Raw genomic sequence first — 23,139 nt, 5'->3', positions numbered from 1 at the left:
ATCACTGGCGTGACCTTGTTGTCACTCAGTTGTTAAAATAAGCACTAATAATCCAACCCCACAAGGTGAATCATTGTGTTAGTTACTATACCCTTAGCACGCTATGCTTGAGACTATTCTCGTACCATAGATTGATGCAGACAGACGTGCTCTGCTCCGCATGCCGGTAACTGTAACGAACAATGGGCCCCTTGCGTCATTTATGAAAATTCACGCCATCAGCCAGACGTTGCCCCACGCACGTTATCAGCGTTGCCCGCAATGCGATACCCTTTTTTCCTTACCGGATGTGAAATCGCATCAGTCGGCTTATTGCCCGCGCTGTCATGCCCGTATTCAGAACGGTCGCGACTGGTCAATGACGCGGCTCACCGCCATGGCCGTCACGATGATCGTACTGATGCCCTTCGCCTTCAGCCTGCCGCTGGTGGATATCCGCCTGCTTGGCATGCGCATCAACGCCAGCCTGCTGGAGGGCGTGCTGCAGATGGCGCAACAGGGCAACGTATTGACGGCCGCCATGGTGGCGTTTTGCACGATTGGCGCGCCGGTGACGCTGGTGGCCGGCATCTGCTATTTGTGGATTGGCCACGCGCTCGGCATGAACCTGCGCCCGGTCCTGCTGATGCTGGAGAAACTCAAAGAGTGGGTCATGCTGGATATCTATCTGGTCGGCGTGGCGGTGGCGTCGATTAAGGTGCAGGATTATGCCGCGCTGGAGGTCGGCTACGGGCTGGTCGCCTATATCGCGCTAACAATTATGAGCCTGCTGACGCTGATTCATCTCAACGTGGAGGAGCTGTGGGAACATTATTACCCGCAGTCGGTGCCGCACGAACCGCCCGAGCGGTGGCAGGTTTGCCTGAACTGCCACCATACCGGTATGCCCGATGAACGCGGACGCTGCACGCGCTGCCATACGCCGCTCGATTTTCGCCGCCGCCACAGCCTGCAAAAATCCTGGGCGGCGCTGATCGCCTCGATTGTGCTGTTGATCCCGGCTAACCTGCTGCCGATTTCGGTGGTGTACGTCAACGGTGCGCGGCGCGAAGACACCATTTTCTCCGGTATTCTTGGCCTCGCCTCCGGTAACGTGCCGGTGGCCGCGGTGGTGTTTATCGCCAGTATTCTGGTGCCGTTTACCAAGGTGTTAGTGATGCTGACGCTGTTGCTTAGCATCCATTTTAAGTGTGAACAGGGTTTGAAAACCCGCATCCGTCTGCTGCGTGCCGTCACCTGGGTGGGCCGCTGGTCGATGCTGGATCTGTTCGTCATTGCTTTAACCATGTCGCTGGTCAATCGTGACCAGCTGCTGGCTTTTACCATGGGACCTGCCGCCTTCTACTTTGGCGCGGCAGTCATCCTGACCATTATGGCCGTTGAGTGGCTCGATAGCCGCCTGATCTGGGATGCACATGCAACAGGAAACGCCGACTACACCGACTAGCGCTAATCTGCGTAATAAACGCAAGATTTCGCCGTTCTGGCTTTTGCCCATTATCGCCCTGCTGATTGCCGGCTGGCTGTTATGGACCAACTATCAGGAGCGCGGCACCACCATCACCATCAACTTCCAGACCGCGGACGGCATCGTGCCGGGCCGCACGCCGATTCGCTATCAGGGCGTGGAAGTGGGCACCGTGCAGGGCATTGTGCTGAGCGATGACTACCGCAGCATTCAGATCAAAGCCAGCATCAAGAGCGACATGCGCGATGCGCTGCGGGAGAACACCCAGTTCTGGCTGGTGACGCCAAAAGCCTCGCTGGCGGGCGTCTCCGGGCTGGATGCGCTGGTGGGCGGTAACTACATCGGCATGATGCCCGGCGACGGCAAAGAGCGCGATCACTTTACCGCGCTGGATACCCAGCCAAAATACCGGGTAAACACCGGCGAACTGCTGATTCACCTGCACGCGCCCGATCTCGGCTCGCTCAACACCGGTTCGCTGGTCTATTACCGTAAAATTCCGGTCGGCCGCGTCTATGACTACAGCATCAACGGTAATACCGATGGCGTGACCATCGACGTGCTGATTGAGCGGCGCTTCACCAACCTGGTGAAAAAACAGAGCCGCTTCTGGAATGTCTCGGGCGTTGACGCCGATGTCAGCCTGAGCGGCGCCAAAGTGAAGCTGGAGAGCCTGGCCGCGCTGGTGAATGGCGCGATTGCCTTTGACTCGCCGGACAGCGGCGAACAGGCCAACAGCGATCAAAACTATCAGCTCTATTCGGATCTGGCACACAGCCAGCGCGGCGTGCTGATTTCGCTCGATCTGCCCAACGGCGACAACCTGAAAGCCGACAGCACACCGCTGATGTATCAGGGGCTGGAAGTGGGCACTCTGACCAAACTGACGCTGCTGCCGGGCGGTAAAGTGTCCGGCGAGCTGACGATCGATCCCTCCGTTACCGGCCTGATGCGCAGCGGCACGCGGATTGAGATGCGCGCGCCGAAACTCAGCCTGACCGACACCAGCCTGAGCAGCCTGCTGACCGGCAATACGCTGGAACTGGTCCCGGGCGAAGGTGAGCCGCAGGATCACTTCAGCGTGCTGCCGGCCAGCGAAACGCTGTTGCAGAAGCCGGATGTGCTCACCGTTCAGCTCAGCGCGCCGGAAACCTACGGTATCGACGCCGGGCAGCCGGTGATGCTGTATGGCGTGAAGATCGGCCAGGTAATTTCGCGCCGGCTGGATGAAAACGGCATCAGCTTTGTGGCAGCCATCAATCCGGAGCACCGCCAGCTGGTACACGCCGACAGTAAGTTCATCGTTAACAGCCGTCTCGACGTTAAATTTGGCCTCGACGGCATGCAGGTGCTGGGCGCCAGCGCGCGCGAATGGGTCGACGGCGGTATCCGGCTGGTGCCGGGTGCGAAAGGTCAGCCGTCCAGCCGCTATCCGCTGTACGCCGACTCCGAGCGCGCGGCGGAAGGCATTACCGGCGATCAGCCGCCAACCACGCTCAAACTCACCGCTAACAGCCTGCCGGATGTACAGGCCGGCTCGGTGGTGCTGTACCGCAAGTTCCAGGTCGGTGAAGTGGTGGATGTGGTGCCGCGCGCCGATGCGTTTGAGATTTCGGTCCATATCCAGCCGCAGTATCGCAAGCTGCTGACCAGCGAAAGCGTGTTCTGGGCCGAAGGCGGTGCCAAAGTCCAGCTTAACGGCAGCGGTCTGACCGTACAGGCTTCGCCGCTGAACCGCGCGCTGAAAGGCGCAATCAGCTTTGATAACCTGACGGGCGCGCAGGCAGCGAAAGGCGTTAAGCGCGTACTCTATCCGTCAGAAACCGCCGCACGTGCGGTGGGCAGCCAGATTACCCTGCACACCTTTGATGCCAGCAAACTGTCGGCCGGCATGCCAATCCGCTACCTCGGCATCAACGTCGGTCAGGTGGAGTCGCTGGCGCTGAGCCAGGATAACAACCAGGTGGTGGCGAAAGCGGTGCTCTATCCGGAGTATGTGCAGGACTTCGCGCGCATCGGCAGCCGCTTCTCTGTCGTCTCGCCGGAGATTTCGCCCGCCGGCGTTAATCACCTGGAAACGCTGCTGCAGCCGTATGTGAACGTGGACCCGGGCAAAGGCGCGCTGGCGCGCAGCTTTGAGCTGCAGGAGAGCACCATTACCGACTCGCGTTACCTCAACGGGCTGAACATCTATGTGGATACCACCGAAGCCGGTTCGCTGTCGATTGGCACGCCGGTGCTGTTCCGCGGTGTAGAAGTTGGCACGGTCACCGGCACTTCGCTGGGTAACATGGCCGACCGCGTGCAAATCGCGCTGCGCATCAGCAAAAAGTATCAGCATCTGGTGCGTAACAACTCGGTGTTCTGGCTGGCTTCCGGTTATAACCTCGACTTTGGCCTGATTGGCGGCGTGGTGAAAACCGGCACCTTCCAGCAGTTCATTCGCGGCGGCATCCAGTTTGCCACACCACCGACGGTGCCGCTGGCGCCACAGGCCGGTGCCGACAAGCACTTCCTGCTGCAGGATGAAGCGCCAAAAGAGTGGCGCAACTGGGGCACGGCGATTCCGTCGCCAAACTAAGACAACGGGCAGCCTGCGGGCTGCCCGACTTATTTGCGCCGGGGATATTGCGCACGGCTGTACCTGAGCCGGGCTCGGCGTTACACTTCGCCCTCACTTTGTTAGTCCGGTAGATATCCGTGTCCGATCGTTTTCCTGAAGATTTTCTCGCGCTGATGCGCGCCAGCCTGGCCGACGAGGCCGAACTCGAACGCTTTCTCACCATCAGTCAGCAGCCGCTGCGCCGCAGCCTGCGCGTCAACACGCTGAAAATCAGCGTGGAGGATTTTCTCACGCGCGTGGCGGGCTACGGCTGGCAGCTGACGCCGATTCCGTGGTGTCGGGAAGGCTTCTGGATTGCGCGTGCTGACGAATCGCTGCCGCTCGGCAGCGTCGCGGAACACCTCAGCGGTCTGTTCTATATTCAGGAAGCCAGCTCAATGCTGCCGGTCAGCGCGCTGTTTGACGCCGCGCCGGATGCCCGCCAGGTGATGGATGTGGCCGCTGCGCCAGGCTCTAAAACCACGCAGATGGCCGCACTGATGCGCAATCAGGGCGCGATCCTCGCCAATGAATACTCCGCCAGCCGGGTGAAAGTGCTGCATGCCAATATCAGCCGCTGCGGCGTCAGCAATGTGGCGCTGACCCATTTTGACGGGCGCGTCTTTGGTGCCGCGCTGCCGGAACTGTTCGATGCCATACTGCTGGATGCGCCCTGCTCCGGCGAAGGCGTGGTACGGAAAGATGCTGACGCGCTGCGCAACTGGACGCTGGCCAGCACCGAGGCCATCGCCGCCACCCAGCGCGATTTACTCGACAGCGCTTTTCACGCGCTGCAACCGGGCGGCACGCTGATTTACTCGACCTGTACGCTCAATACCATCGAAAACCAGCAGGTGATTGCCTGGCTGCAGCAGCGCTATCCGCAGGCGCTGGAAATTGTGCCGCTCAACGATTTGTTCGCTGGCGCCGAACGCGCGCTGACGCCGGAAGGCTTCCTGCACGTGTTTCCGCATATCTTCGACAGCGAAGGCTTTTTCGTCGCGCGGCTGCGCAAAACTGCCAGCGTGCCGCCATTGCCGGCGCCGACCTACAAACTCGGCAAGCTGCCCTTCTCGCCCGCCAGCCGCAAGCTGGTGGCGGAGGTGGCGCAGGCCGCGCACAAGGTGGGACTGCACTGGGATGAGAGCCTGACACTGTGGCAGCGCGACAAAGAGCTGTGGCTGTTCCCGGCGGCGCTGGAGAGCTGGCTCAGCAAAGTGCGTTTCTCGCGTATCGGTCTCAAACTGGCAGAAACCTTCCCGAAAGGTTTTCGCTGGCAGCATGAAGCGGTGGTGGCGCTGGCGCAACCGGACAGCGCGCTGGCGTTCGAACTGGACGAAGCGCAGGCGGAAAGCTGGTATCGTGGTCAGGATATCTATCCCGACACGCTGCCCGCGCGCGATGAAGTGATTGTTACCCACCAGCAGCAGCCGCTGGGCCTGGCGAAACGCGTTGGAAACCGCATCAAAAACAGCTACCCGCGCGAACTGGTGCGCGACGGCCGGCTGTTCCGTTAACAAGCATTACTGCAATTGCACCAGCGTCAGCCGGTTGCCAAATACCGCGCCGGTATCAATGTAATGCTGATTAGCGGCGTTAAGCGGCTGCTCCAGCGGCGTATGGCCAAAGTAGAACGCACTGGCACCGGCGATCGGCTGCGAACGGCCGCGCTGATGGCGAGCGAGCCGGTCGCGGCTCCAGACGACCTGATGCCAGTCGACATCCTGTCCCAGTGCATAGGCACTGGCAGGATAGTCAGCATGAGCAATGACGATGACGCGCTCCTCGAATTGCAGATGTAAAATCAGCGGCAGATCGGCACAGCGCTTCAGCGCATGACGCGCGGCAATCAGCCGCGCACCGCTCAGCTGCCAGAACCAGTCCCCGCCGTTCATCATCCACAGCATCGGATCGTCGCCCTGCAGCGCATCGAGCGCCATCTGCTCGTGATTACCGCGCACGCAGCGGAACCACGGCTCTTCCAGCAGTTGCAGACAGCCGAGGCTGTCCGGCCCGCGGTCGATTAAATCCCCGACCGATAGCAGCAGATCCTGTTGCCGATCAAAGCCCTGCCGCAGCAGCTGCGCATCAAGCTGCGCGCGGCAGCCGTGCAAATCACCGACCACCCAAATATTGCGCCAGTTATTTGCACGCAGCGTCTGATAAAACATGTAATCTGCCCCGGTTGACTGGAAGTTTAGTAAACCCGGCATAAAGTATAGTCCGGTGAGGGGTAGCCGCGGAGGCATCAGCGTGAGCAGTCGGAAACAGTTTGTTGGCATCCTCGTGATGATTTTTATTGGCAGCCTGCTGCTGCTGGAGTCGCTCGCGCGCCTGGTGCATCTGCTTTTTGTCGGCTGAGCGGTGTTTCATACCGCGCTAAACGCTTACACTCCTTTGCGTATCACTGAAAGGAGTCGCCATGAGTCAGAATATCTACGATAACCCCGATTTTTTTGCTGGCTACGCCACCCTACCGCGTTCGGTCAACGGACTGGACGGCGCGCCCGAGTGGCCCGCGCTGCGGGCCATGCTGCCTGAACTGCGCGACCAGCGCGTGCTGGATTTGGGCTGCGGCTACGGCTGGTTTTGTCGTTACGCGCAGCAGCAAGGCGCGCGTGAAGTGCTGGGGCTGGATGTGTCAGAAAAAATGCTGGCGCAGGCCGCTGCCATGACCGATCGGCCTGGCATCACTTACCAGCGCGCTGATCTCGAAACCCTGCAGCTCAGCAGCACCTTTGATGTGGTGTACAGTTCGCTGGCGCTGCACTATCTCAGCCATATCGACGCCCTGTTTGCCACGATCTTTCATGCGTTACGTCCCGGCGGCGCGCTGGTGTTTTCATGCGAGCACCCAATTTATACCGCTCCGCGTCAGCAGGAGTGGTTCATTGATGATGCCGGGCAGCGCAGCTGGCCAGTCAATCAGTATCAGCAGGAAGGGGAACGGGTCAGCAACTGGTTTGCCGCTGGCGTGAAGAAGCAGCACCGCAAGCTGGCAACGTGGATAAACGCGCTGATTGCCGCCGGTCTGGTGATTGAACGGCTGGATGAGTGGGGTCCGGATGTACAGCAGGTAGCGGAGAATCCGGCGCTGGACGAGGAGCGCGAGCGTCCGATGCTGTTTTTGCTGGCGGCGCGCAGGCCGCTGTAAGGTTTTCAGCAGTGGCTGCATCCTGCAGCCCTGTGAAAATTCCCCCCGGCGCTTATCTCCGGCACTCAATCAAGGTGTTAGCTCTGTAAGGGACGGCACCTACTGTAACGCTTAAGATTATTCCGAACAAGTTAAATGATATTAACTATCATTCTCAACTATTGATCTGGCGCGCTGTTAATGCCCGTTGCGTTTGTGTCGCTTCTGTCTGCTGAATCCCACAGGAGCCCGCATGATCACTGACTACACCTTTAACTATCTGAATGGCCTGGATGTGCACTACCGCTATAAACCGGCCAGTCTGGATAATCAGCATCTGTTGATTGTCATGTCCGGGTTTAACCTGCCCGATCCTACCGTGTATGATTTTACTTTGCTGGAGCACACCCGCGCAGCCGTGTTATGGATCAAAGACGATTTCAACGGTTTGCCAGCGTATTACCTGTGTAACAATCTTCAGTTCAACATCGAGCACGGCGTCAGCCAGCTCATCCGGGCGGTGATTGAGCTAACCCAACCTTCTGACGTGACCATTCTCGGCGCGTCGAAAGGCGGCAGTGCCGCGCTCTACTTTGGTATCCGCCACAACATCAGAAACATTATTACTGCAGTACCGCAGTTTTTTCTCGGTGAATATGCAAGCCAGATTTGGCCCAGTGTGGGGAAAGCGATGATGGGAGAGATAAGCCCGGCTGCGGTCGCGTTGCTAAATAAATACCTGCCCAATGCCCTGCGACGCGATCGCCAGACACAGAAAAATATTTATCTGTTTACTGCTCTGGCCGATCATCAGCGCGAGCAGGAAGTGTTACCGCACCTCGGGCTGCTGGAAAAATACAGTAATTTCAATCTGATTGAATCGTCATCACCCTGTATCACGCAACATAATGAGGTGACCCGCTATAACCTCAACCTGATTCTGGCGCTGATATATCAGCTGGAGCAGAATATCACCCCGCGCTGGGGCCATATTCGCAACGGCAGCAGTTGGTAACGGCGCAGCTGAAAATCATAGGTTGGCTATGACGAATCCCCGGCTAACGCGTGATTAAAAAGATCGCCAGCATAAAACCGACAAACAAACCGGCAAAGGTCAGCAATCCGGTGCGCGGCGTTTTGGCCTGACCGACAATCGCGCCGATAAAAATGCTCAGAATGGTGAGCGTGCCAATCATCACCCAAAGAAGATAGTGTGTATTTGCTGCCATGCGAAATCCTGTTAAGCGGCCATCAATCAATGCGCCCTGTTATACCATTTTTCGCTGTGGCTGGCTGCTGCAAATATCCGCTGCGTTGCGCTCAGCATGACGATGCGTAATATGTGACAACGTCACTTGTGTATTATCTCACGCAATGTTATCGCGCTTAATAAATGCGCTAATTGAGCAAATAAAGTCCGGCAACAAGGGTACCGACGGAAATAATATGGAATAGCTCAGTCATGGTAGCGACCTCAATTTAATGCCTGTACGACTCAGTCAAGAACAGCATCTGGCGTTCGTCAAATCATCACCGCCTGCAATAAGCGCAGCCGATGGCATAAATACCAATCGATGCTTAACTGAATACGTACCCATAAGACAGGAGGAAAGCCATGAGCCAGTCTGCATTAGCCACCTACCTTGCGTTAAGCGACGACGACCTCAATGAGATGGGCATCCGTCCGGACACGCTGTTCGAAGCGCAGCCCGACGATAACGGCGCCGCCGGTTACTATTTCAACGTACCGGACACCACGCCGCAGCGCGTGCTAGGGCAGAAACGCTGGTCGCTGGGCGATCGCATCGACATTCCGGCCAGCGTGCTAAATAACGATTCAGCGTAACGGCTCCCGCGATGCGCGATCCTGTGCCAGGCTTAAGTCATTGTGGAATGTTGCAATCAAGAGGGAATGATTATGATGAAAAAAACGGTACTGGCGTCACTGCTGATGGTGTTTAGTCTGGGCGCTATCGCTGAACAGGGCGGCTTTGAGGGCGGTAAAACCCCGCCGCCGCAGAAACAACAGGACGCCGGTTATAAAGGGTCTGAAGATACCGGCCAGACACATATCGAACAGATTCGGGATTTTCGTCAGGGCGGCTATGTCACGCTGGAAGGTTATATCGTTAAAAAGTTAAGCGGTGATAATTATCAGTTTCGCGACAGCACCGGCACCGTGACCATTAAGGCTGCAGCCGATACCTTCAAAGGCAAAACCTATAACGCCGAGGATCAGGTACGGGTAAGCGGCAAAGTGTATGGCCGGGGCGAGAATACCCGTGTGGATGTTGCACGTATCGAAGAACCTTAATGCATTATTGTCCGGTCCGCCGTCGCGTGTGCGGCGGACATTATCATCCCCTTCGCAGGAAATCATTGCATGAAGAGCCTGTTTGCCAGTCTGTTAATCCTCTCCACCCTGACCGCGCTGGCTGGCTGTCAGCAACCTGAACGGCCAATTGGTCCGGACGGACGCCCTAATATCCCTGCAGAACAACCGGTGCCCGGCGGCCCAATGAGTAAGGGGCCGGTAGGTCAGCCGCAGGCCTGACTGTTAGCGGCATCAGTACTTACCGCGCCCTGCCCTGAAATTTATTGTCCTTATCGCCGCCGGGTATTATTTCCGGCGGCTTTTTTACGTCTGGCTTAATTAACGCTCACCACCATTATCCTTATTAACTTTTCATGGCTATGCTTGGTTATTACGCTGAAATATAGGATATGCTGATGCACAGTCTTGATCCACAGATGTTGCTGTTACTCTATTTTGTCTTACCGGTTTGGCTTATTGCTGGTTTTGCCGACTGGCTTTGTCATCGCGCAACCGAAATAGAGCACACCTCCGGCGTTAAAGAGACGTGGATACATATTTTAATGTTTCTGGAGATGGGCACTCCGCTGCTGCTGGCATTATTTCTTGAGGTGAATGCGCTGATTATTGCGCTAATGATCGTGCTGTTTTTTTGTCATGAAGCCACTGCGTTATGGGACGTCAGCTATGCAGTGAAAAGCAGAAAAGTGACGCCGGTCGAACAACACATCCACAGTTTTCTCGAAATGGTGCCGCTGATGGCGCTGCTACTGGTGATCTCCCGTCACTGGCCGCAATTTCTCGCGCTGTTTGGGGCTGGCAATGAAACGCCCCGGCTTACTCTTACGCTGCGTGCCGATCCGCTGCCGCAGGGTTATATTATTGGCGTACTGTGCGCAATCGTGGTGTTTGAACTGCTGCCTTATCTGGAAGAATATCTGCGTACCCGGCGCGCGAAGAAAAACGCCTCAACGTAAACAGCATAAACCACCGCGCTGAATGGAAATGTGGATGATTGGGGAAGCTATTGATTCCACCACAGCCAATACCCACATGATAAAAAAACCTCCCGCGGGAGGTTTATCGATTAGATCGGTTTTTGCCCATCGTCTTCAGGCAATCCGGTGCCGGTATCATCATCGTCATCAAGCGGCTCTTCGCCGGGCACCTGCGCATCATCAGGCAGCGGAGTGACATCATCGGGTCGTTCTGACATAAGCACCTCCATACCCCACATTGGGTAATAACTATTTTAGTAGCGTTATCCTTCAGCCCGGCGGGTTTATCACGCATCTGTGAATTAAGCGTAAGAAGTAAATTAGTCAGCGATTTACGCTTTGCTTATCGCCAGGCTTCAGCTAGTAACCATAAAAAAGGCCACCCGAAGGTGACCAATAATAGGGTACTCGCTGCGTTAGTCATCAGATGTGGTTATTAATTTATTTCGCCACATGAATAACACAACTGAATTAATTCGCTTCTTTCATCACATACAACGACGAGGCAATGGCAATCATAATCGACTTACAAAAAATACATTTTGCGCCGAGTGGGTTTTGCCTGTTCCTGTCAAAAACGGACTGGCGATACTGAGAGCCCTGACATTGTGGGCATCTCATAGCATTAATTACTGTAATAATCAGAGACCTGTAACGTTAACAGCTGACGGACCTTTAGGGCCGTTTTCCACAGAGAATTCAACTTTCTGACCGTCATCGAGTGAGCGGAAGTCAGTTCCCTGAATGGCAGAGAAATGGACGAAAACGTCTTTGCTGCCGTCTTCCGGAGAAATGAAGCCGAAACCTTTCTCAGCGTTGAACCATTTTACTGTACCGAGCATTTTATTTGACATGTTTATACCTTGATAATGAGCCATATGGCATTAGAGGCTGAACCGCAGCGACACATCAGAACCTGAGATAAAACTCAAAGAGAAAGGCACAGGAAAGGCACTAACACAGATGAGAGATACAAAACGAACTAACTATGGGACTGTCTGCTTATCAGACCGGAGATGTATTAACGCACGTCTGGCGGGTAAACACAAGCGCTAATAAAATTTAATGGCCAATTAAAGGCGTAACGAAACGGTGAATGCTCTGCGTTTAAAGTTTTAAGTGGATAGAATCAGTCACTATTTTAATCTCTGAAAGCCTCAGGCATTTAAAATAATTATTTTGCTGCGGCCACGACTGTCATTTTATCTGATAAAGAGCAGATGTCCATGACGTTCAGAGTTTTACTGTGGTGATGATGTCTCGGAGCACCGTGGTGTGCATCTCGATCCACTGATTGGCAGCCCGCAGTGTTTAATGCCAGCTCAGGCGGTCAAGTTCTTTGATGAGGTTGAAGGTGCTGATGCTATAGCGACCGGCAACGTCGCGTTTCACCGCTTGCCTGAAAGCAATTTTGAATTGCAACAATCGCTTAGCACAGAAATAATGTAGCTTGAGACAATAAAAAACTTACTTCAATGCAATCTTTCATGCCATGCTTTACCCGGAGCATTACAGAAGTATCGCGCTGCTGTGTCCGCGCGGCATTGACCCGTTTTATCTTTAAGTTGCAGGAACCGTTGCCTGATGAAATGAACCGGAAGACGCTTAAGGAGCTGTACGACTTTTACATCAGGATGATAAATATACAACGAAATTATGAAGCTAAGAAAAACACAGAATCTGCACACCAACCCGATTTATCATAAGGATGCGTATAAATGAGCATAATTTTTGTTCCCCCGCTTATCACGCTTCTGCTTAGCAGGGAGAGTAAGAAAGGCAGCCCACTGACTGAGGATGAAGTAAATAGCATCAGAGACGATGCGACAGCTCTCAGTCTGGATAGTGAAACTGCGTTGGCGATGGCGGAGAGCCGCGGCTATCGGGATATAGACCCTAAAAATTGCTGGGCAGAATGGTTGGCATTCAGGAGCGATAAGTAGCGTTTAAAAGTCTGGTGCCAGTAAAATACATGCCGCTTATACGCAGCGGAGAATTAGGGAAATTTTGCGCAAAGGTTGCCAGGCTATAAGAACATGTCCAGGACCAAAAAGTATCGGGATTGACGCGGTCAGGAATACGTGATGATTTAACCTGAGTATGAATATTTCGGAAAATTTTCGGACATCTTCGCACAGGCCTGAAAAATATCCTTTAATAACATATAGATAAAAAAAGACCCAATACGATTCCTGTATCGGGTCCAGGGAAATGGCTCGTTGAGAGCCGTGCGCTAAAAGTTGGCATTTTTGCAGGCGAGGACGCCTTGCCTTTTAAAGGTAGACCAGCATCGGTGATTTTCCAGCCAGCGGGCTTCGCCGCCGGCAAAAGCTGCCAACTCTGTGATCGGGCTGGCACTAACGGCTGGCAGGCGCAGCGGCAAAAATGTGCGCTACGCCTGAAAATGCAGGGATTATTTACCGCACAGCTGCTGGGCGCGATCGACGATCGGCTGCAGGCTCATCTTTTGTCCGGGATGCGCTTTATCGGCGGCAAGGATGGTATCGATGGACTGCAATGTGCCCTGCCCGGCATTGCCGCGCGCCAGCGCTTTATCATTGAGCGGATACTGCAGCAGCGTGCTGGGGTTAATGGCAAACAGCGCGCCATCTTTCTCGCAAGTCAGCATCACCTCTTCACGGGTGAACGGCCATTTATCTTTGCCCATTTCAAAACGGCTGATGGTGATAATCTGCCCGGCGAACGCCTGGCTGCACAACGCCATCAGTAACCCAGCTGGAATCAGTTTCTTCAGCAAAATCTCGACCTCATCTCATCTTTTAACAGACTCAGGCCGGCGAAAGCGTGGCAAACACGCTCACCAGCCCGATAACAATCAACGCCAGCAGCAGCTCGAGCTGCGTCAGACGGATAAAAAGTTTCGGTGCCCGGCTTGCGGCCAGGCGAAAACGCGGCACCAGCAGATAGCGATTAAGCAGCGCAATCAGCACCATCAGTGCCACTAGCAACGCTTTACTCACCAGCAGCTCGCTCCACAGCGTGGCGGTCCAGTTGAGCGGCGTACCGGCAATTAGCAGGCTGTTGACCGTGCCGGTAACAATCGCCATCGCCACGGCCAGATGACCATAGCGTGAAAAGCGCATCATGCTGCGAATGGCATCGGTGCGCCAGGCAATGTTACGCGCCTCGCGCATCAATAGCAGTAGCGGCAGCAGACCACCGGCCCAGAAGGCGGCCGCGATCAGGTGCAGCGCGTGATTCCCCTGCTGCAGCAGTCCCGGCATGCTGTCGCGCATCGCCGCATGGCCGACGCCCGCCAGTGCCACCAGCTGCAACAGCGCAGTCGCCAGTAATGCCTGCTGGCGCAAATTACCACGCAGGCGCAGCGCCAGCGTGCTGAGCAGGGCAAACAGGATAACCCAGCGCCACACCGCGCCGAAGCGCGTGCCCAGCACCGCCAGCCAGACGTCGATGCTGGCGATACTGCGCCAGTCGCCGCTCATCAGCCCGGTCTGCGCCGCCAGCATCAACAGCGCACTGAGTAAACTCAGCACGGCGCTGTATCCCATCAGCCGCCGCCAGCGCTGGGCCAGCAGCGGTCGGTAGCGCGCCGGCGCCAGCAGCGCGGTATAAAATGCACTGCCGGTCAGCAGAAACAGCGCCAGAAAATGCAGCGCCCGCAGGCCGATCCAGAACGCGCTAAGACTCATTACTTCACGCTGAAGCTGTAGCTACCTTTGGTTTTGTGGCCGTCCACTGACAGCACGTGCCAGTTGACCTGATAATGGCCCGACGCCAGCGGCTGGGCGATCGGCACAATCAGCTGATCGTGCTGCTGCGGATTCAGCTGGGCTTTCTTCAGCGCCACCGGTCGCTGCTGCGCGTTGATCATTTCCACGCCGCTGAATGCCGGTTCAATATCTTCGGTGAATGTCAGGGTGAGTTGCTGCGGCGCGCGCTCCACCACGGCGTTATCCGCCGGCACCGGGGCTTTCAGGTGGGCATGCGCCAGAGCCAGCTGGCTGAAGCCCAGCGTCGCGCCCGCCAGCAGTAGCACGATAACGCGCCTGGATGCAGTTTTCATCATCACGTCTTCCCTTTTAACTGCGGCACTGCGCCGCAAATGTGGCAGCAGGATACGCCGCTGCTTTTAGGCTGTCGAGACTTGCGGTGCGATCCAATTCCCTTGATCCAGCAGGGCGAAACCATTATTTTTGCCCCTGTTTATCAGGAGAAAAGCATGAGCCAAAACCTTGCCCTGCTGTCGCAGGAAGAGAAAGACAAAGTAAACGTCGATCTCGCCGCCGCTGGCGTGGCGTTTAAAGAGCGCTACAACATGCCGGTGATCGCCGAGATGGTGGAGCGCGAGCAGCCGGAAGCGCTGCGCGACTGGTTCCGTCAGCGCCTGATGGCCTATCGCCAGGCATCGCTCAGCCTCTCCCGCCTGCCCTACGAACCTAAGCAGAAATAATTTATGTTACGCGTAATCGATACGGAAACCTGTGGCCTGCAGGGCGGCGTGGTGGAAGTGGCGTCAGTGGATGTCATTGACGGCCAGATCGTCAATCCGATGAGCGATCTGATCTGCCCGGACCGGCCCATCAGTCGTCAGGCGATGGCGGTGCACCGCATCACTGAAGCCATGGTGGTAGGCAAACCGACCATCGAAGAGGCGATTGGCCGCTATCACGGTAGCCCGCACTATGTGGCGCATAACGCCAGCTTTGACCGGCGCATGCTGCCGACGATGCCGGGCGAATGGATCTGCACCATGACGCTGGCGCGCCAGCTGTGGCCGGGCATTAAATACGGTAATCAGGCGCTGCGCCACAGCCTCAAACTCGAGGTGTCGCCGCCGGATGATCTGCACGCGCACCGCGCGCTGTACGATTGCTACGTCACCGCCGCGCTGCTGATCCGCATTATGGAAACCTCCGGCTGGAGCGCCAGCGAGATGGTGAGTCGCTGCCAGCCGGCGCCGGTCAGTGACGAGGTGTTCCCGTTTGGTAAGTATCGCGGTCAGAGCATCGGCAGCATCGCGCGTAAAGATCCGGGCTATCTGCGCTGGGTACTGGAAAACGTACGTGATTTGCGCGCGCCGCTGCGGCAGACGCTGCGCAAATACGTTAAGGATACTCAATAATCGCTGCGCGGCGGCAGCGTGCCCTGCGCCAGGGCGATCAGGAAAGTGAACTCCTGCGCCACGCCTTCATAGGATTTATAACGTCCTGATTTGCCGCCGTGGCCGGAATCCATATCGGTGCAGAGTAACAGCAGTGCATCGTTGGTGCGCAGCTCACGCAGCTTTGCCACCCACTTCGCCGGCTCCCAGTACTGTACCTGCGAATCGTGCAGCCCGGTGGTCACCAGCAGGTGCGGATACGCCTGCGCCGTCACGTTGTCATACGGGCTGTACTGGCGGATGTAGCGATAGAATTCCGCCTGCTCCGGATTGCCCCACTCATCATATTCACCGGTGGTCAGCGGAATCGACGGATCGAGCATGGTCGTGACCACATCGACAAACGGCACCTGAGCGATCACGCCGTGAAACAGCTGCGGCGCCATATTCAGCACACCGCCCATCAGTAAGCCCCCGGCACTGCCGCCCATCGCGTATAGCTGCTGCGGGTTGCCGTAGCCTTTCGCCACCAGCGCTTCAGTGACATCAATGAAGTCGGTGAAGCTGTTCATTTTATGTTGCAGCCGGCCATCGTCATACCACTGCTGGCCCAGCTCGCCGCCGCCGCGCACGTGGATAATCGCGTAGATGAAACCGCGCTCCAGCAAACTGATGCGGCTGGTGCCGAAACTGGCCTCCATGCTGCTGCCATACGCGCCGTAGCCGTAGGCGAGCAGTGGATTGGCACCGCGCTGAAAATGTTTGCGGTGATAAACCAGCGAAACCGGGACTTCCGTGCCATCGCGCACCGTGATCCACAGGTGTTCACTTTTGTAGTCGGCAGAATCAAAGCCCGGCACCGGGGTTTGCTTGAGGATGCGCCGCTCGCCGGTCTCCATGTTCAGTTCGAACAGCGTGGTCGGCGTCGTCATCGACGAGTAGCCGTAGCGCAGCGTGTCACTTTCCGGCGTGGGGTTGTAGGCCAGCCAGGTGACATAGGCCGGATCGTCAAAGGCAATACCGTAACTCTCGCCGCTCGCCCAGTTAATCTGGCGCAGGGTATTTACTCCGCGCTGGCGCTCTTCGACCACCAGCCAGTTACGAAACAGCTGGAAATCTTCCATCACTACGTGGTCGCGCGGCGGAATCAGGGTTTGCCAGCGATCTTCAGCCAGCCACGCGCTGCGGTACAGGCCGAAATTTTTGCCGTCGCGGTTGGAGCGAATGAAGAACTGGTGATCATAGTGATCGATGCTGTATTCATGATCGCGCCGCCGCGGACAAAACACCTGCGGCTGTGCGTCCGGATATTCCGCGTCAATCAGCAGAATTTCACTGGTAGTTGTGCTGAACAGCGCGATCAGGATGAAGTGTTCCGAGGTGGTTTTATGCACGCTGAGGTGGAAAGACTCATCCTGCTCTTCATACACCAGCTGATCTTCCGACTGCGGATGCCCCAGTTCGTGACGCCACACCTGATAAGCCAGCAGCGTTTTCGGATGCTTGCGTACGTAGTAGAGGGTGCGTGAGTCGTTGGCCCACGCCACGCTGGAGGACGCGTCGCGCAGCACCTCCGGATACCAGCTGCCGCTGTTGAGGTTACGAAAGCGGATGCCGTACTGGCGGCGCGATAAAAAATCTTCCGCCAGCGCCATCACCTGGTTATCCGGGCTGATATCCAGCGTGCCCATGGTGTAAAAGTCACTGTGCGCGGCGCGCTGGTTGCCATCCAGCAGCAGTTGCCACGGCTGGTCGGCGGGCGCATCCACCGGCTGGCGGAAATAGGCCGCGTACTCATTGCCGGCTTCGTAACGGCTTTGATAGCGGTAGCCGTTTCTCACATACGGTACCGAATGGTCCTGCGCCGGCAGCCGGTCAATAATCTCCTTCAGCACCCGATCCTGCAGCGCATCCTGAGAAGCCATCATCGCTTTACCGTAGCGGTTTTCCGCCTCCAGATAAGCCAGTACCTCGGGATTTTGCCGGTCATCATCACGCAGCCAGAAATAGTTATCGGTGCGCGTTTCGCCGTGTAACGTCATGTGGTGGGGGATTTTTTTCGCTTGCGGCTGATTCATTACAGAGTTTCTCCCTGAAAGACGACATCCTGCAAGCGTGGCACTTCTGGCAGAGGAAGCCAAGCCGGAAACGCACGCGAAGTGTAACCGGAGGCCGCCGCAACCGCCTCCGGCGTGACTCAGGCCGCTTTTTCCGCCGCGATGTCGCGCTGAATACCGTCGCGCACGTCCTGCGGGATTTTCAGCGCATCGCCGAGCGCGGAGAGGTAACTGCGCTCCATGAAATGATCGACATCGATCGCCGCGCAGCTAAGGAAATAGAGTTCCAGCGCTTCCTCTTCGTTTTTCACGTCGGCGGCCAGCCACTGCGGATCGAGCGGACGGTTCATTGCCTGCTGAATCAGCGCTTCCGCCTGCGCACCGTAACCGGCCTGATGGATATTCTGCTCGATGGCCGTGCGCTCGCGATCGTCAATGTGCCCGTCGCTTTTCGCAGCAAACACCAGCGCGGTTACCAGTCGCTCCGCGCGCTGGTCGAGCGGCGTCTGCAACTGGCCAAACGCAGGCTCATCCTGATGGGTTTCCCGCACGCGCTGCTTGTATTTATTCCACAGCACCGCGCCTGCCGCCGCCCCGCCGCCGACCAGCAGCGCGGTGCCGCCGTATTTGGTTAACAGCTTGCGCGACGATTTGCTGGCAACCAGTAAACCCGCCAGGCCACCCAGCGCGCCGGGTGCCAGCATATCGCTCAGGCCGCCTGATTTGCCGTCACCGCCCTTCTTTGCCAGAACCGATTGAATTTGCTGCAGCCAGTTACTCATCGTTTAACTCCTGTTTAAGTTTCCGCTCACTATGCTGCCGCACGCTGTGTCAGTTAACGTCAGAGCCGGCAAAGTATGGCAAAGCCGGACGTGCGCAATGCGTGAGTACGCAAACGTTTTCGTTTATACTGCGCGCGCATTTTGACTGCTAAGGTGAAATTATGACGACTCTCGGAACCGCGCTGCGTCCTGCCGCAACGCGTGTCATGCTGTTAGGTTCAGGTGAATTGGGCAAAGAGGTGGCGCTGGAGTGTCAGCGTCTCGGGGTGGAAGTGATCGCCGTTGATCGCTATGCCGATGCCCCGGCGATGCACGTTGCGCATCGCAGCCACGTCATTAACATGCTGGACGGTGACGCACTGGCGGCGCTGATTGCGCAGGAGCAGCCCCACTTTGTGGTGCCGGAAATCGAAGCCATCGCCACCGAAAAACTGCTGGAGCTGGAAGCACAGGGGCAAAAAGTGGTGCCGACGGCCCGTGCTGCACGTCTGACCATGAATCGCGAAGGCATTCGCCGTCTGGCGGCCGAAGAGCTGGCGTTACCAACCTCAACCTATCAGTTTGCGGACAGCAAAGCGCGTTTCGTCGCGGCCGCGCACGAGATCGGTTTTCCCTGCATCGTGAAACCGGTAATGAGCTCCTCCGGTAAAGGCCAGAGCTTCATTCGCGAAGCCAGCCAGCTGGATCACGCCTGGGATTACGCGCAGCAAGGCGGACGCGCGGGCGCGGGCCGGGTGATCGTTGAGGGCGTCGTGAAGTTCGATTTTGAAATCACCCTGCTGACCATCAGCGCGGTGGACGGCATCCATTTCTGCGTGCCAATTGGCCATCGTCAGGAAGACGGTGATTATCGGGAATCCTGGCAGCCGCAGCAGATGAGCGAACTGGCCCTGCAGCGCGCGCAGGATATCGCCGCTAACGTGGTGAAAGCGCTCGGCGGTTACGGCCTGTTTGGCGTGGAGCTGTTTGTGTGCGGCGACGAGGTGGTGTTCAGCGAAGTCTCTCCGCGTCCGCACGATACCGGTATGGTGACACTGATTTCGCAGGATCTCTCTGAGTTCGCGCTGCACGTGCGCGCCTTCCTCGGCCTGCCGATTGGCGGCATTCGCCAGTATGGACCGGCTGCTTCGGCGGTGATCCTGCCACAGCTCGATAGCCACAACGTGCAGTTTGTGAATGTGGAAGCCGCACTTGGCGCCGGTTTGCAGCTGCGTCTGTTTGGTAAGCCGGAAATTGCGGGGCAGCGCCGTCTGGGTGTCGCGCTGGCGACCGGTGACAGCACCGATGATGCCGTGGCCCGCGCCATTGCCAGCGCCGCAGCCGTGCAGGTTCAGGGATGATTGACCGGGTGGTGACGCAGCGCCATCACCACCCGCAAAATTTGACCGCTGCCGCGTTGCAGTTACGCGGCAGCGCTAATCGCGATCAGCGGGGTGAAGCCGTGCCTGCCACAGCCTCACGCGCCAGCTGCGTAATGCGATCCCAGTCGCCGCTCTCCAGCGCATCGTTTGGCACCAGCCACGAGCCGCCAATACACAGCACGCTTTTCAGCGCCAGATAGTCACGATAGTTGGCCGGTGAAATGCCGCCGGTCGGGCAGAAACGCACCTGCGGGAATGGACCACCAATCGCCGCCAGCGCTTTGACGCCACCGTTCGCCTCTGCCGGGAAGAACTTGAACTCGCGCAAACCATAATCCATGCCGACCATCAGTTCCGACACGGTGCTGATGCCTGGAATCAGCGGCACCGGGCCTTCCACCGCCGCCTTGAGCAGCGGTTCGGTGAGCCCCGGGCTAATGACAAACTGCGCACCGGCGTCGGTCACTTCTTTCAGCTGCTGGGTATTGATCACCGTGCCGGCACCCACAATCGCTTCCGGAACTTCTTTGATCATTGCCCGCAGCGCATCCATTGCTACCGGCGTGCGCAGCGTCACTTCCAGCACGCGTACGCCACCTGCGACCAGCGCTTTGGCCATCGGCACCGCATGTTCCAGCTTGTTGATGACAATCACCGGCACAACCGGGCCGGTAGTCAGGATCTGTTCCGCACTCGTTTTCCAGTTCTTCATTACGTTTCCTCAGGAGAGACAGCCCGACGCGCGGTCCAGCTGTCAGAAAGTGAGCTCTACCATACAAGATTGGCCGGACGGACGTCTATTGGATATCATCAATTTTTGAAACCGCGGTTCATTTTTGTGATGACCTGTATCCGCTCGCAAGTTGAGCCTGATGCCTGCGTCTGCAGTTTTAACCCAGCACCAGTGAGACAACCGCTAAAACAATTAATAAAAACACCAGTGCACTGACCAGAGCCATACCAGCCACGATGGCATGGAACGTCAGAGTGGCACCTGCGAAAAACAGCGCGCCGTAAATACTCCAGCGGCTCTCTTTGCGCATACCACCAAACGCGGCCAGCAGCAGGGCAATAGCCGCCAGCACGACATCCGTAATGGTAAGCAGCCCATCGATGTCCATCTTGCTGGCTTTCGATGTAGAACTTTGCACGTTCTCCCCTTTTAGTCCGGCAAGAACACCTTTCTTCACTGCGGCAACCTGTTCTGCTACCACCTGCTCAATTGAGGGACGATGTTGGAACGGGCCGAATGTAAAGTGAACTGCAACCAGCATGAATGCTATGGCCCCCAGCAGCATACCGACAGAACTCCATTTATTGCGCAATAGCGTTTCCATACGTTTCCTTAGCATTATCATTTGCGCATCATTGCGCACCATTCTGTAGGGTTGCCATTAATGGCAACCAGGATAAACCCTGCTGACTGAAAACAAAACGCCCCTGGCGAACAGCGCAGGGGCGTAAATATAAACTTCTCAGTCAGCGATGCAGGGGTGGTTATTCAAACTCGTTCCACGAGCGGCCGTCGCGGGTGATCATCGCCACCGAGGCGACCGGGCCCCAGGTGCCGGCCTGATACGGTTTGGAGGCGTCGCCATCCGCATTCCACGCTTCAATAATCGAATCGACATAGGTCCACGCCGCTTCAACTTCATCGCGGCGCACAAACAGTGCCTGAATGCCGCGCATGGTTTCCAGCAGCAAACGCTCGTAGGCATCCGCCAGATGCGACTGATTGAAGGTTTCGGAGTAGCTCAGATCCAGCTTGGTGGTCTGCAGCTTGTGCTTGTGATCGAGACCCGGCACCTTGTTGAGGATCTCAATATCCACGCCCTCGTCCGGCTGCAGACGAATCGTCAGCTTGTTCTGCGGCAACTCGGCGTAAGAGTCCTTAAACAGGTTCATTTCCGGGTTTTTGAAGTACACCACCACTTCTGAGCACTTGGTCGGCAGACGCTTACCGGTGCGCAGGTAGAAAGGCACGCCCGCCCAGCGCCAGTTATCGATATCCACGCGGATGGCGACGAAGGTTTCGGTGCTGCTCTGCTTGTTAGCCCCCTCTTCTTCCAGGTAGCCCGGCACTTTTTTGCCCTGCACAAAACCGGCAGTGTACTGACCGCGTACGGTTTTCTCGCGCACGTTGGTCTGGTCAATGCGGCGCAGCGAGCGCAGCACTTTCACCTTCTCATCACGAATCGCGTCAGCACTGAGATCGGACGGCGGCGACATGGCGATCATGGTCAGGATCTGCAGCAGGTGGTTCTGGATCATGTCACGCATCTGGCCGGCTTTGTCGAAGTAACCCCAGCGGCCTTCGATACCTACCTCTTCCGCCACGGTAATCTGCACGTGGTCGATGGTGCGGTTGTCCCAGTTATTGACGAAAATCGAGTTGGCAAAACGCAGCGCCAGCAGGTTGAGCACCGTCTCTTTACCAAGATAATGGTCGATACGGAACACCTGGCTTTCATCAAAGAATTTACCGACGCTGTCGTTAATCTCCTGCGAGGTCTCCAGCGAGGTGCCAAGCGGCTTCTCCATCACCACGCGTGCCGGTTTGGCGTTGAGTTTAGCGGCGCCCAGGCCTTCACAGATGGCGCCAAAGGTGCTCGGCGGCATGGCAAAGTAGTTGATGGTGACGCGGTTTTTCTGATCCAGCATCTTGCCCAGTTTCGAGAAGTGCGAGGTGTCGTTAACGTCGAGGTTGCAGAAGTCGAGACGGCCGCTGAGTTTGTCCCACAGCGCTTCGTCAATCTTCTCCTTCATGAAGGTTTCCAGCGCTTCACGCACCACTTTGGTGTAGGCCTCTTTGTCCCACTCCGCGCGACCCACGCCAATAATGCGCGTGGTATCGTGAATCTGACCGGCTTTCTCCAGCTGATACAGTGAAGGCAACAGTTTCCGGCGTGCAAGATCGCCTTTGGCACCGAAAATCACCAGATCGCATGCCTGGGCTGTTTGTGTTACCGCCATTTTCCTCTCCTCGTTGCAGGATATACCCGGCCTGAGCGTCCTCATCCTGCCGGGTCCTTATTGTAATTTTCTTACAGCACAATGTACTTTTTTCACCGCGCCAGGACAACCCGGCTGCGGTCGGTTACAGGTGATTATCCTGCACCGCCGGGGCGCATTTAACGTGTTGCGAAGTGCGCTAACGCGCCTTTTTCTGTTTCGATGTTTGTCGGGCGAAAACCCGGCAGCGATCAAAGTATGACAAAAAAAGCGCGGTTACATTTGTCCGCCGCTGCGTACGTCAGGCTATTACACGGTATATTCCGCATAATTGGCAGCGATTTCACGCACGGGTGAACGCAAAAAAAGTGATTGATGGTCATCGGGTT

The 23,139-nt window shown here is 56.7% G+C and carries 25 protein-coding genes; 12 read left to right on the top strand and 13 right to left on the bottom strand.

The window, feature by feature from the left end:
- The first annotated feature begins 202 nt into the window (after window positions 1–202).
- The 3 genes from yebS (at window position 203) to rsmF (ending at window position 5,587) form a co-directional block, all read left to right on the top strand.
- Window positions 203–1,447: a membrane integrity lipid transport subunit YebS gene (yebS, locus tag C1Y43_RS16670; protein WP_058771236.1), complete on the top strand. Its 1,245-nt coding sequence runs from the start codon at window positions 203–205 to the stop codon at window positions 1,445–1,447.
- On the top strand, window positions 1,416–4,049 hold the full coding sequence (locus tag C1Y43_RS16665) for a PqiB family protein (protein ID WP_058771299.1): 2,634 nt from the start codon (window positions 1,416–1,418) through the stop codon (window positions 4,047–4,049). Before yebS ends, C1Y43_RS16665 begins: the two co-directional genes overlap by 32 nt.
- Before the next feature lie 113 nt (window positions 4,050–4,162).
- The gene (gene rsmF, locus C1Y43_RS16660) at window positions 4,163–5,587 is read left to right on the top strand and encodes a 16S rRNA (cytosine(1407)-C(5))-methyltransferase RsmF (RefSeq protein WP_104188988.1); all 1,425 of its coding nucleotides are present in this window, start codon (window positions 4,163–4,165) and stop codon (window positions 5,585–5,587) included.
- Window positions 5,588–5,593: 6 nt separating this feature from the next.
- Here rsmF and C1Y43_RS16655 read toward each other — a convergent pair whose 3' ends face one another.
- Window positions 5,594–6,241 (bottom strand): metallophosphoesterase, encoded by a 648-nt coding sequence (locus C1Y43_RS16655; protein WP_058757749.1) that lies wholly within the window; start codon window positions 6,239–6,241, stop codon window positions 5,594–5,596.
- A gap of 251 nt (window positions 6,242–6,492) precedes the next feature.
- Here C1Y43_RS16655 and C1Y43_RS16650 point away from each other — a divergent pair, with 251 nt between their 5' ends.
- A complete protein-coding gene (locus C1Y43_RS16650) occupies window positions 6,493–7,224 on the top strand; it encodes a trans-aconitate 2-methyltransferase (RefSeq protein ID WP_059009737.1) in 732 nt (243 codons plus the stop codon).
- A 232-nt stretch (window positions 7,225–7,456) separates the two neighbouring features.
- Window positions 7,457–8,218, top strand: a complete 762-nt coding sequence (locus C1Y43_RS16645) for a hypothetical protein (RefSeq protein ID WP_168715110.1) — start codon at window positions 7,457–7,459, stop codon at window positions 8,216–8,218.
- Between the two features lie 43 nt (window positions 8,219–8,261).
- Here C1Y43_RS16645 and C1Y43_RS23990 read toward each other — a convergent pair whose 3' ends face one another.
- Window positions 8,262–8,432, bottom strand: coding sequence for a hypothetical protein (locus C1Y43_RS23990; protein ID WP_165899336.1), 171 nt, complete (start codon window positions 8,430–8,432; stop codon window positions 8,262–8,264).
- Window positions 8,433–8,818: 386 nt separating this feature from the next.
- On the opposite strand from C1Y43_RS23990, the gene C1Y43_RS16640 reads away from it, so the two are divergent.
- From C1Y43_RS16640 to C1Y43_RS16630, 4 genes are all read left to right on the top strand, one after another.
- Window positions 8,819–9,049, top strand: coding sequence for a hypothetical protein (locus tag C1Y43_RS16640; RefSeq protein WP_021510007.1), 231 nt, complete (start codon window positions 8,819–8,821; stop codon window positions 9,047–9,049).
- Window positions 9,050–9,124: 75 nt separating this feature from the next.
- Window positions 9,125–9,517 (top strand): YgiW/YdeI family stress tolerance OB fold protein, encoded by a 393-nt coding sequence (locus C1Y43_RS16635; RefSeq protein WP_058757753.1) that lies wholly within the window; start codon window positions 9,125–9,127, stop codon window positions 9,515–9,517.
- Window positions 9,518–9,586: 69 nt separating this feature from the next.
- The gene (locus C1Y43_RS23985) at window positions 9,587–9,757 is read left to right on the top strand and encodes a hypothetical protein (protein ID WP_166718444.1); all 171 of its coding nucleotides are present in this window, start codon (window positions 9,587–9,589) and stop codon (window positions 9,755–9,757) included.
- A 176-nt stretch (window positions 9,758–9,933) separates the two neighbouring features.
- A complete protein-coding gene (locus tag C1Y43_RS16630) occupies window positions 9,934–10,494 on the top strand; it encodes a diguanylate cyclase (protein ID WP_199189155.1) in 561 nt (186 codons plus the stop codon).
- Window positions 10,495–10,604: 110 nt separating this feature from the next.
- Here C1Y43_RS16630 and C1Y43_RS24265 read toward each other — a convergent pair whose 3' ends face one another.
- The 6 genes from C1Y43_RS24265 to copC form a co-directional block, all read right to left on the bottom strand.
- Complete coding sequence (locus C1Y43_RS24265; protein WP_021510004.1) at window positions 10,605–10,733, bottom strand: hypothetical protein; 129 nt, start codon at window positions 10,731–10,733, stop codon at window positions 10,605–10,607.
- Between the two features lie 253 nt (window positions 10,734–10,986).
- Window positions 10,987–11,136: a hypothetical protein gene (locus C1Y43_RS24155; RefSeq protein WP_223815600.1), complete on the bottom strand. Its 150-nt coding sequence runs from the start codon at window positions 11,134–11,136 to the stop codon at window positions 10,987–10,989.
- A 20-nt stretch (window positions 11,137–11,156) separates the two neighbouring features.
- Window positions 11,157–11,369, bottom strand: coding sequence for a cold shock domain-containing protein (locus C1Y43_RS16625; protein ID WP_021510003.1), 213 nt, complete (start codon window positions 11,367–11,369; stop codon window positions 11,157–11,159).
- A gap of 1,559 nt (window positions 11,370–12,928) precedes the next feature.
- Window positions 12,929–13,276 carry a YebY family protein gene (locus C1Y43_RS16605; protein ID WP_104188982.1) on the bottom strand — a complete coding sequence of 116 codons (348 nt, stop codon included), beginning with the start codon at window positions 13,274–13,276 and terminating at the stop codon, window positions 12,929–12,931.
- Window positions 13,277–13,304: 28 nt separating this feature from the next.
- Window positions 13,305–14,186, bottom strand: a complete 882-nt coding sequence (copD, locus tag C1Y43_RS16600) for a copper homeostasis membrane protein CopD (RefSeq protein WP_104188980.1) — start codon at window positions 14,184–14,186, stop codon at window positions 13,305–13,307.
- Window positions 14,186–14,563 carry a copper homeostasis periplasmic binding protein CopC gene (gene copC, locus C1Y43_RS16595; protein WP_104188978.1) on the bottom strand — a complete coding sequence of 126 codons (378 nt, stop codon included), beginning with the start codon at window positions 14,561–14,563 and terminating at the stop codon, window positions 14,186–14,188. The genes copD and copC overlap by 1 nt, the downstream gene beginning before the upstream one ends.
- 153 nt (window positions 14,564–14,716) lie before the next feature.
- On the opposite strand from copC, the gene C1Y43_RS16590 reads away from it, so the two are divergent.
- Window positions 14,717–14,947 carry a DNA polymerase III subunit theta gene (locus C1Y43_RS16590; protein WP_010616356.1) on the top strand — a complete coding sequence of 77 codons (231 nt, stop codon included), beginning with the start codon at window positions 14,717–14,719 and terminating at the stop codon, window positions 14,945–14,947.
- Window positions 14,948–14,950: 3 nt separating this feature from the next.
- Window positions 14,951–15,619 (top strand): exodeoxyribonuclease X, encoded by a 669-nt coding sequence (gene exoX, locus C1Y43_RS16585; protein WP_021509985.1) that lies wholly within the window; start codon window positions 14,951–14,953, stop codon window positions 15,617–15,619.
- On the opposite strand, the gene C1Y43_RS16580 is transcribed toward exoX, so the two are convergent.
- Together C1Y43_RS16580 and C1Y43_RS16575 are read right to left on the bottom strand one after the other, a co-directional pair.
- The gene (locus C1Y43_RS16580; RefSeq protein WP_104188976.1) at window positions 15,613–17,676 is read right to left on the bottom strand and encodes a prolyl oligopeptidase family serine peptidase; all 2,064 of its coding nucleotides are present in this window, start codon (window positions 17,674–17,676) and stop codon (window positions 15,613–15,615) included. The two genes, exoX and C1Y43_RS16580, sit on opposite strands and share 7 nt — an antisense overlap.
- 119 nt (window positions 17,677–17,795) lie before the next feature.
- Entirely contained in the window at window positions 17,796–18,437 is a 642-nt protein-coding gene (locus tag C1Y43_RS16575) for a tellurite resistance TerB family protein (RefSeq protein ID WP_058757517.1), read from the bottom strand.
- Window positions 18,438–18,598: 161 nt separating this feature from the next.
- Here C1Y43_RS16575 and purT point away from each other — a divergent pair, with 161 nt between their 5' ends.
- Complete coding sequence (gene purT / locus C1Y43_RS16570; RefSeq protein ID WP_104188974.1) at window positions 18,599–19,777, top strand: formate-dependent phosphoribosylglycinamide formyltransferase; 1,179 nt, start codon at window positions 18,599–18,601, stop codon at window positions 19,775–19,777.
- An 85-nt stretch (window positions 19,778–19,862) separates the two neighbouring features.
- On the opposite strand, the gene C1Y43_RS16565 is transcribed toward purT, so the two are convergent.
- The 3 genes from C1Y43_RS16565 to zwf all read right to left on the bottom strand — a co-directional run bounded on the left by C1Y43_RS16565 (window position 19,863) and on the right by zwf (window position 22,771).
- Complete coding sequence (locus tag C1Y43_RS16565; RefSeq protein WP_104188972.1) at window positions 19,863–20,510, bottom strand: bifunctional 4-hydroxy-2-oxoglutarate aldolase/2-dehydro-3-deoxy-phosphogluconate aldolase; 648 nt, start codon at window positions 20,508–20,510, stop codon at window positions 19,863–19,865.
- Between the two features lie 178 nt (window positions 20,511–20,688).
- Window positions 20,689–21,135: a hypothetical protein gene (locus C1Y43_RS16560; protein WP_104188970.1), complete on the bottom strand. Its 447-nt coding sequence runs from the start codon at window positions 21,133–21,135 to the stop codon at window positions 20,689–20,691.
- Window positions 21,136–21,295: 160 nt separating this feature from the next.
- Window positions 21,296–22,771: a glucose-6-phosphate dehydrogenase gene (gene zwf / locus C1Y43_RS16555; RefSeq protein ID WP_021509979.1), complete on the bottom strand. Its 1,476-nt coding sequence runs from the start codon at window positions 22,769–22,771 to the stop codon at window positions 21,296–21,298.
- Window positions 22,772–23,139 lie beyond the last annotated feature (368 nt).

The sequence above is a fragment of the Pantoea sp. ICBG 828 genome (assembly GCF_002928355.1).
Classification (GTDB): domain Bacteria; phylum Pseudomonadota; class Gammaproteobacteria; order Enterobacterales; family Enterobacteriaceae; genus Pantoea; species Pantoea dispersa.
Note: the sequence above shows the minus strand (reverse complement) of the source record. Positions and strands in the feature narration are given on the sequence as shown.

What these genes read in the sequence shown, in the direction of transcription:
- C1Y43_RS16560 (WP_104188970.1), bottom strand. Translation starts at nt 21,135, where the DNA reads ATGGAAACGCTATTGCGCAATAAATGGAGTTCTGTCGGTATGCTGCTG.
- C1Y43_RS16580 (WP_104188976.1), bottom strand. Translation starts at nt 17,676, where the DNA reads ATGAATCAGCCGCAAGCGAAAAAAATCCCCCACCACATGACGTTACAC.
- C1Y43_RS16590 (WP_010616356.1), top strand. Translation starts at nt 14,717, where the DNA reads ATGAGCCAAAACCTTGCCCTGCTGTCGCAGGAAGAGAAAGACAAAGTA.
- C1Y43_RS16650 (WP_059009737.1), top strand. Translation starts at nt 6,493, where the DNA reads ATGAGTCAGAATATCTACGATAACCCCGATTTTTTTGCTGGCTACGCC.
- copC (WP_104188978.1), bottom strand. Translation starts at nt 14,563, where the DNA reads ATGATGAAAACTGCATCCAGGCGCGTTATCGTGCTACTGCTGGCGGGC.
- C1Y43_RS16630 (WP_199189155.1), top strand. Translation starts at nt 9,934, where the DNA reads ATGCACAGTCTTGATCCACAGATGTTGCTGTTACTCTATTTTGTCTTA.
- purT (WP_104188974.1), top strand. Translation starts at nt 18,599, where the DNA reads ATGACGACTCTCGGAACCGCGCTGCGTCCTGCCGCAACGCGTGTCATG.
- yebS (WP_058771236.1), top strand. Translation starts at nt 203, where the DNA reads ATGAAAATTCACGCCATCAGCCAGACGTTGCCCCACGCACGTTATCAG.
- C1Y43_RS16665 (WP_058771299.1), top strand. Translation starts at nt 1,416, where the DNA reads ATGCAACAGGAAACGCCGACTACACCGACTAGCGCTAATCTGCGTAAT.
- C1Y43_RS16655 (WP_058757749.1), bottom strand. Translation starts at nt 6,241, where the DNA reads ATGTTTTATCAGACGCTGCGTGCAAATAACTGGCGCAATATTTGGGTG.
- zwf (WP_021509979.1), bottom strand. Translation starts at nt 22,771, where the DNA reads ATGGCGGTAACACAAACAGCCCAGGCATGCGATCTGGTGATTTTCGGT.
- C1Y43_RS16645 (WP_168715110.1), top strand. Translation starts at nt 7,457, where the DNA reads ATGATCACTGACTACACCTTTAACTATCTGAATGGCCTGGATGTGCAC.
- C1Y43_RS23990 (WP_165899336.1), bottom strand. Translation starts at nt 8,432, where the DNA reads ATGGCAGCAAATACACACTATCTTCTTTGGGTGATGATTGGCACGCTC.
- C1Y43_RS16635 (WP_058757753.1), top strand. Translation starts at nt 9,125, where the DNA reads ATGAAAAAAACGGTACTGGCGTCACTGCTGATGGTGTTTAGTCTGGGC.
- C1Y43_RS23985 (WP_166718444.1), top strand. Translation starts at nt 9,587, where the DNA reads ATGAAGAGCCTGTTTGCCAGTCTGTTAATCCTCTCCACCCTGACCGCG.
- copD (WP_104188980.1), bottom strand. Translation starts at nt 14,186, where the DNA reads ATGAGTCTTAGCGCGTTCTGGATCGGCCTGCGGGCGCTGCATTTTCTG.
- C1Y43_RS24265 (WP_021510004.1), bottom strand. Translation starts at nt 10,733, where the DNA reads ATGTCAGAACGACCCGATGATGTCACTCCGCTGCCTGATGATGCGCAG.
- C1Y43_RS16565 (WP_104188972.1), bottom strand. Translation starts at nt 20,510, where the DNA reads ATGAAGAACTGGAAAACGAGTGCGGAACAGATCCTGACTACCGGCCCG.
- C1Y43_RS16640 (WP_021510007.1), top strand. Translation starts at nt 8,819, where the DNA reads ATGAGCCAGTCTGCATTAGCCACCTACCTTGCGTTAAGCGACGACGAC.
- exoX (WP_021509985.1), top strand. Translation starts at nt 14,951, where the DNA reads ATGTTACGCGTAATCGATACGGAAACCTGTGGCCTGCAGGGCGGCGTG.
- C1Y43_RS24155 (WP_223815600.1), bottom strand. Translation starts at nt 11,136, where the DNA reads ATGAGATGCCCACAATGTCAGGGCTCTCAGTATCGCCAGTCCGTTTTT.
- C1Y43_RS16625 (WP_021510003.1), bottom strand. Translation starts at nt 11,369, where the DNA reads ATGTCAAATAAAATGCTCGGTACAGTAAAATGGTTCAACGCTGAGAAA.
- C1Y43_RS16575 (WP_058757517.1), bottom strand. Translation starts at nt 18,437, where the DNA reads ATGAGTAACTGGCTGCAGCAAATTCAATCGGTTCTGGCAAAGAAGGGC.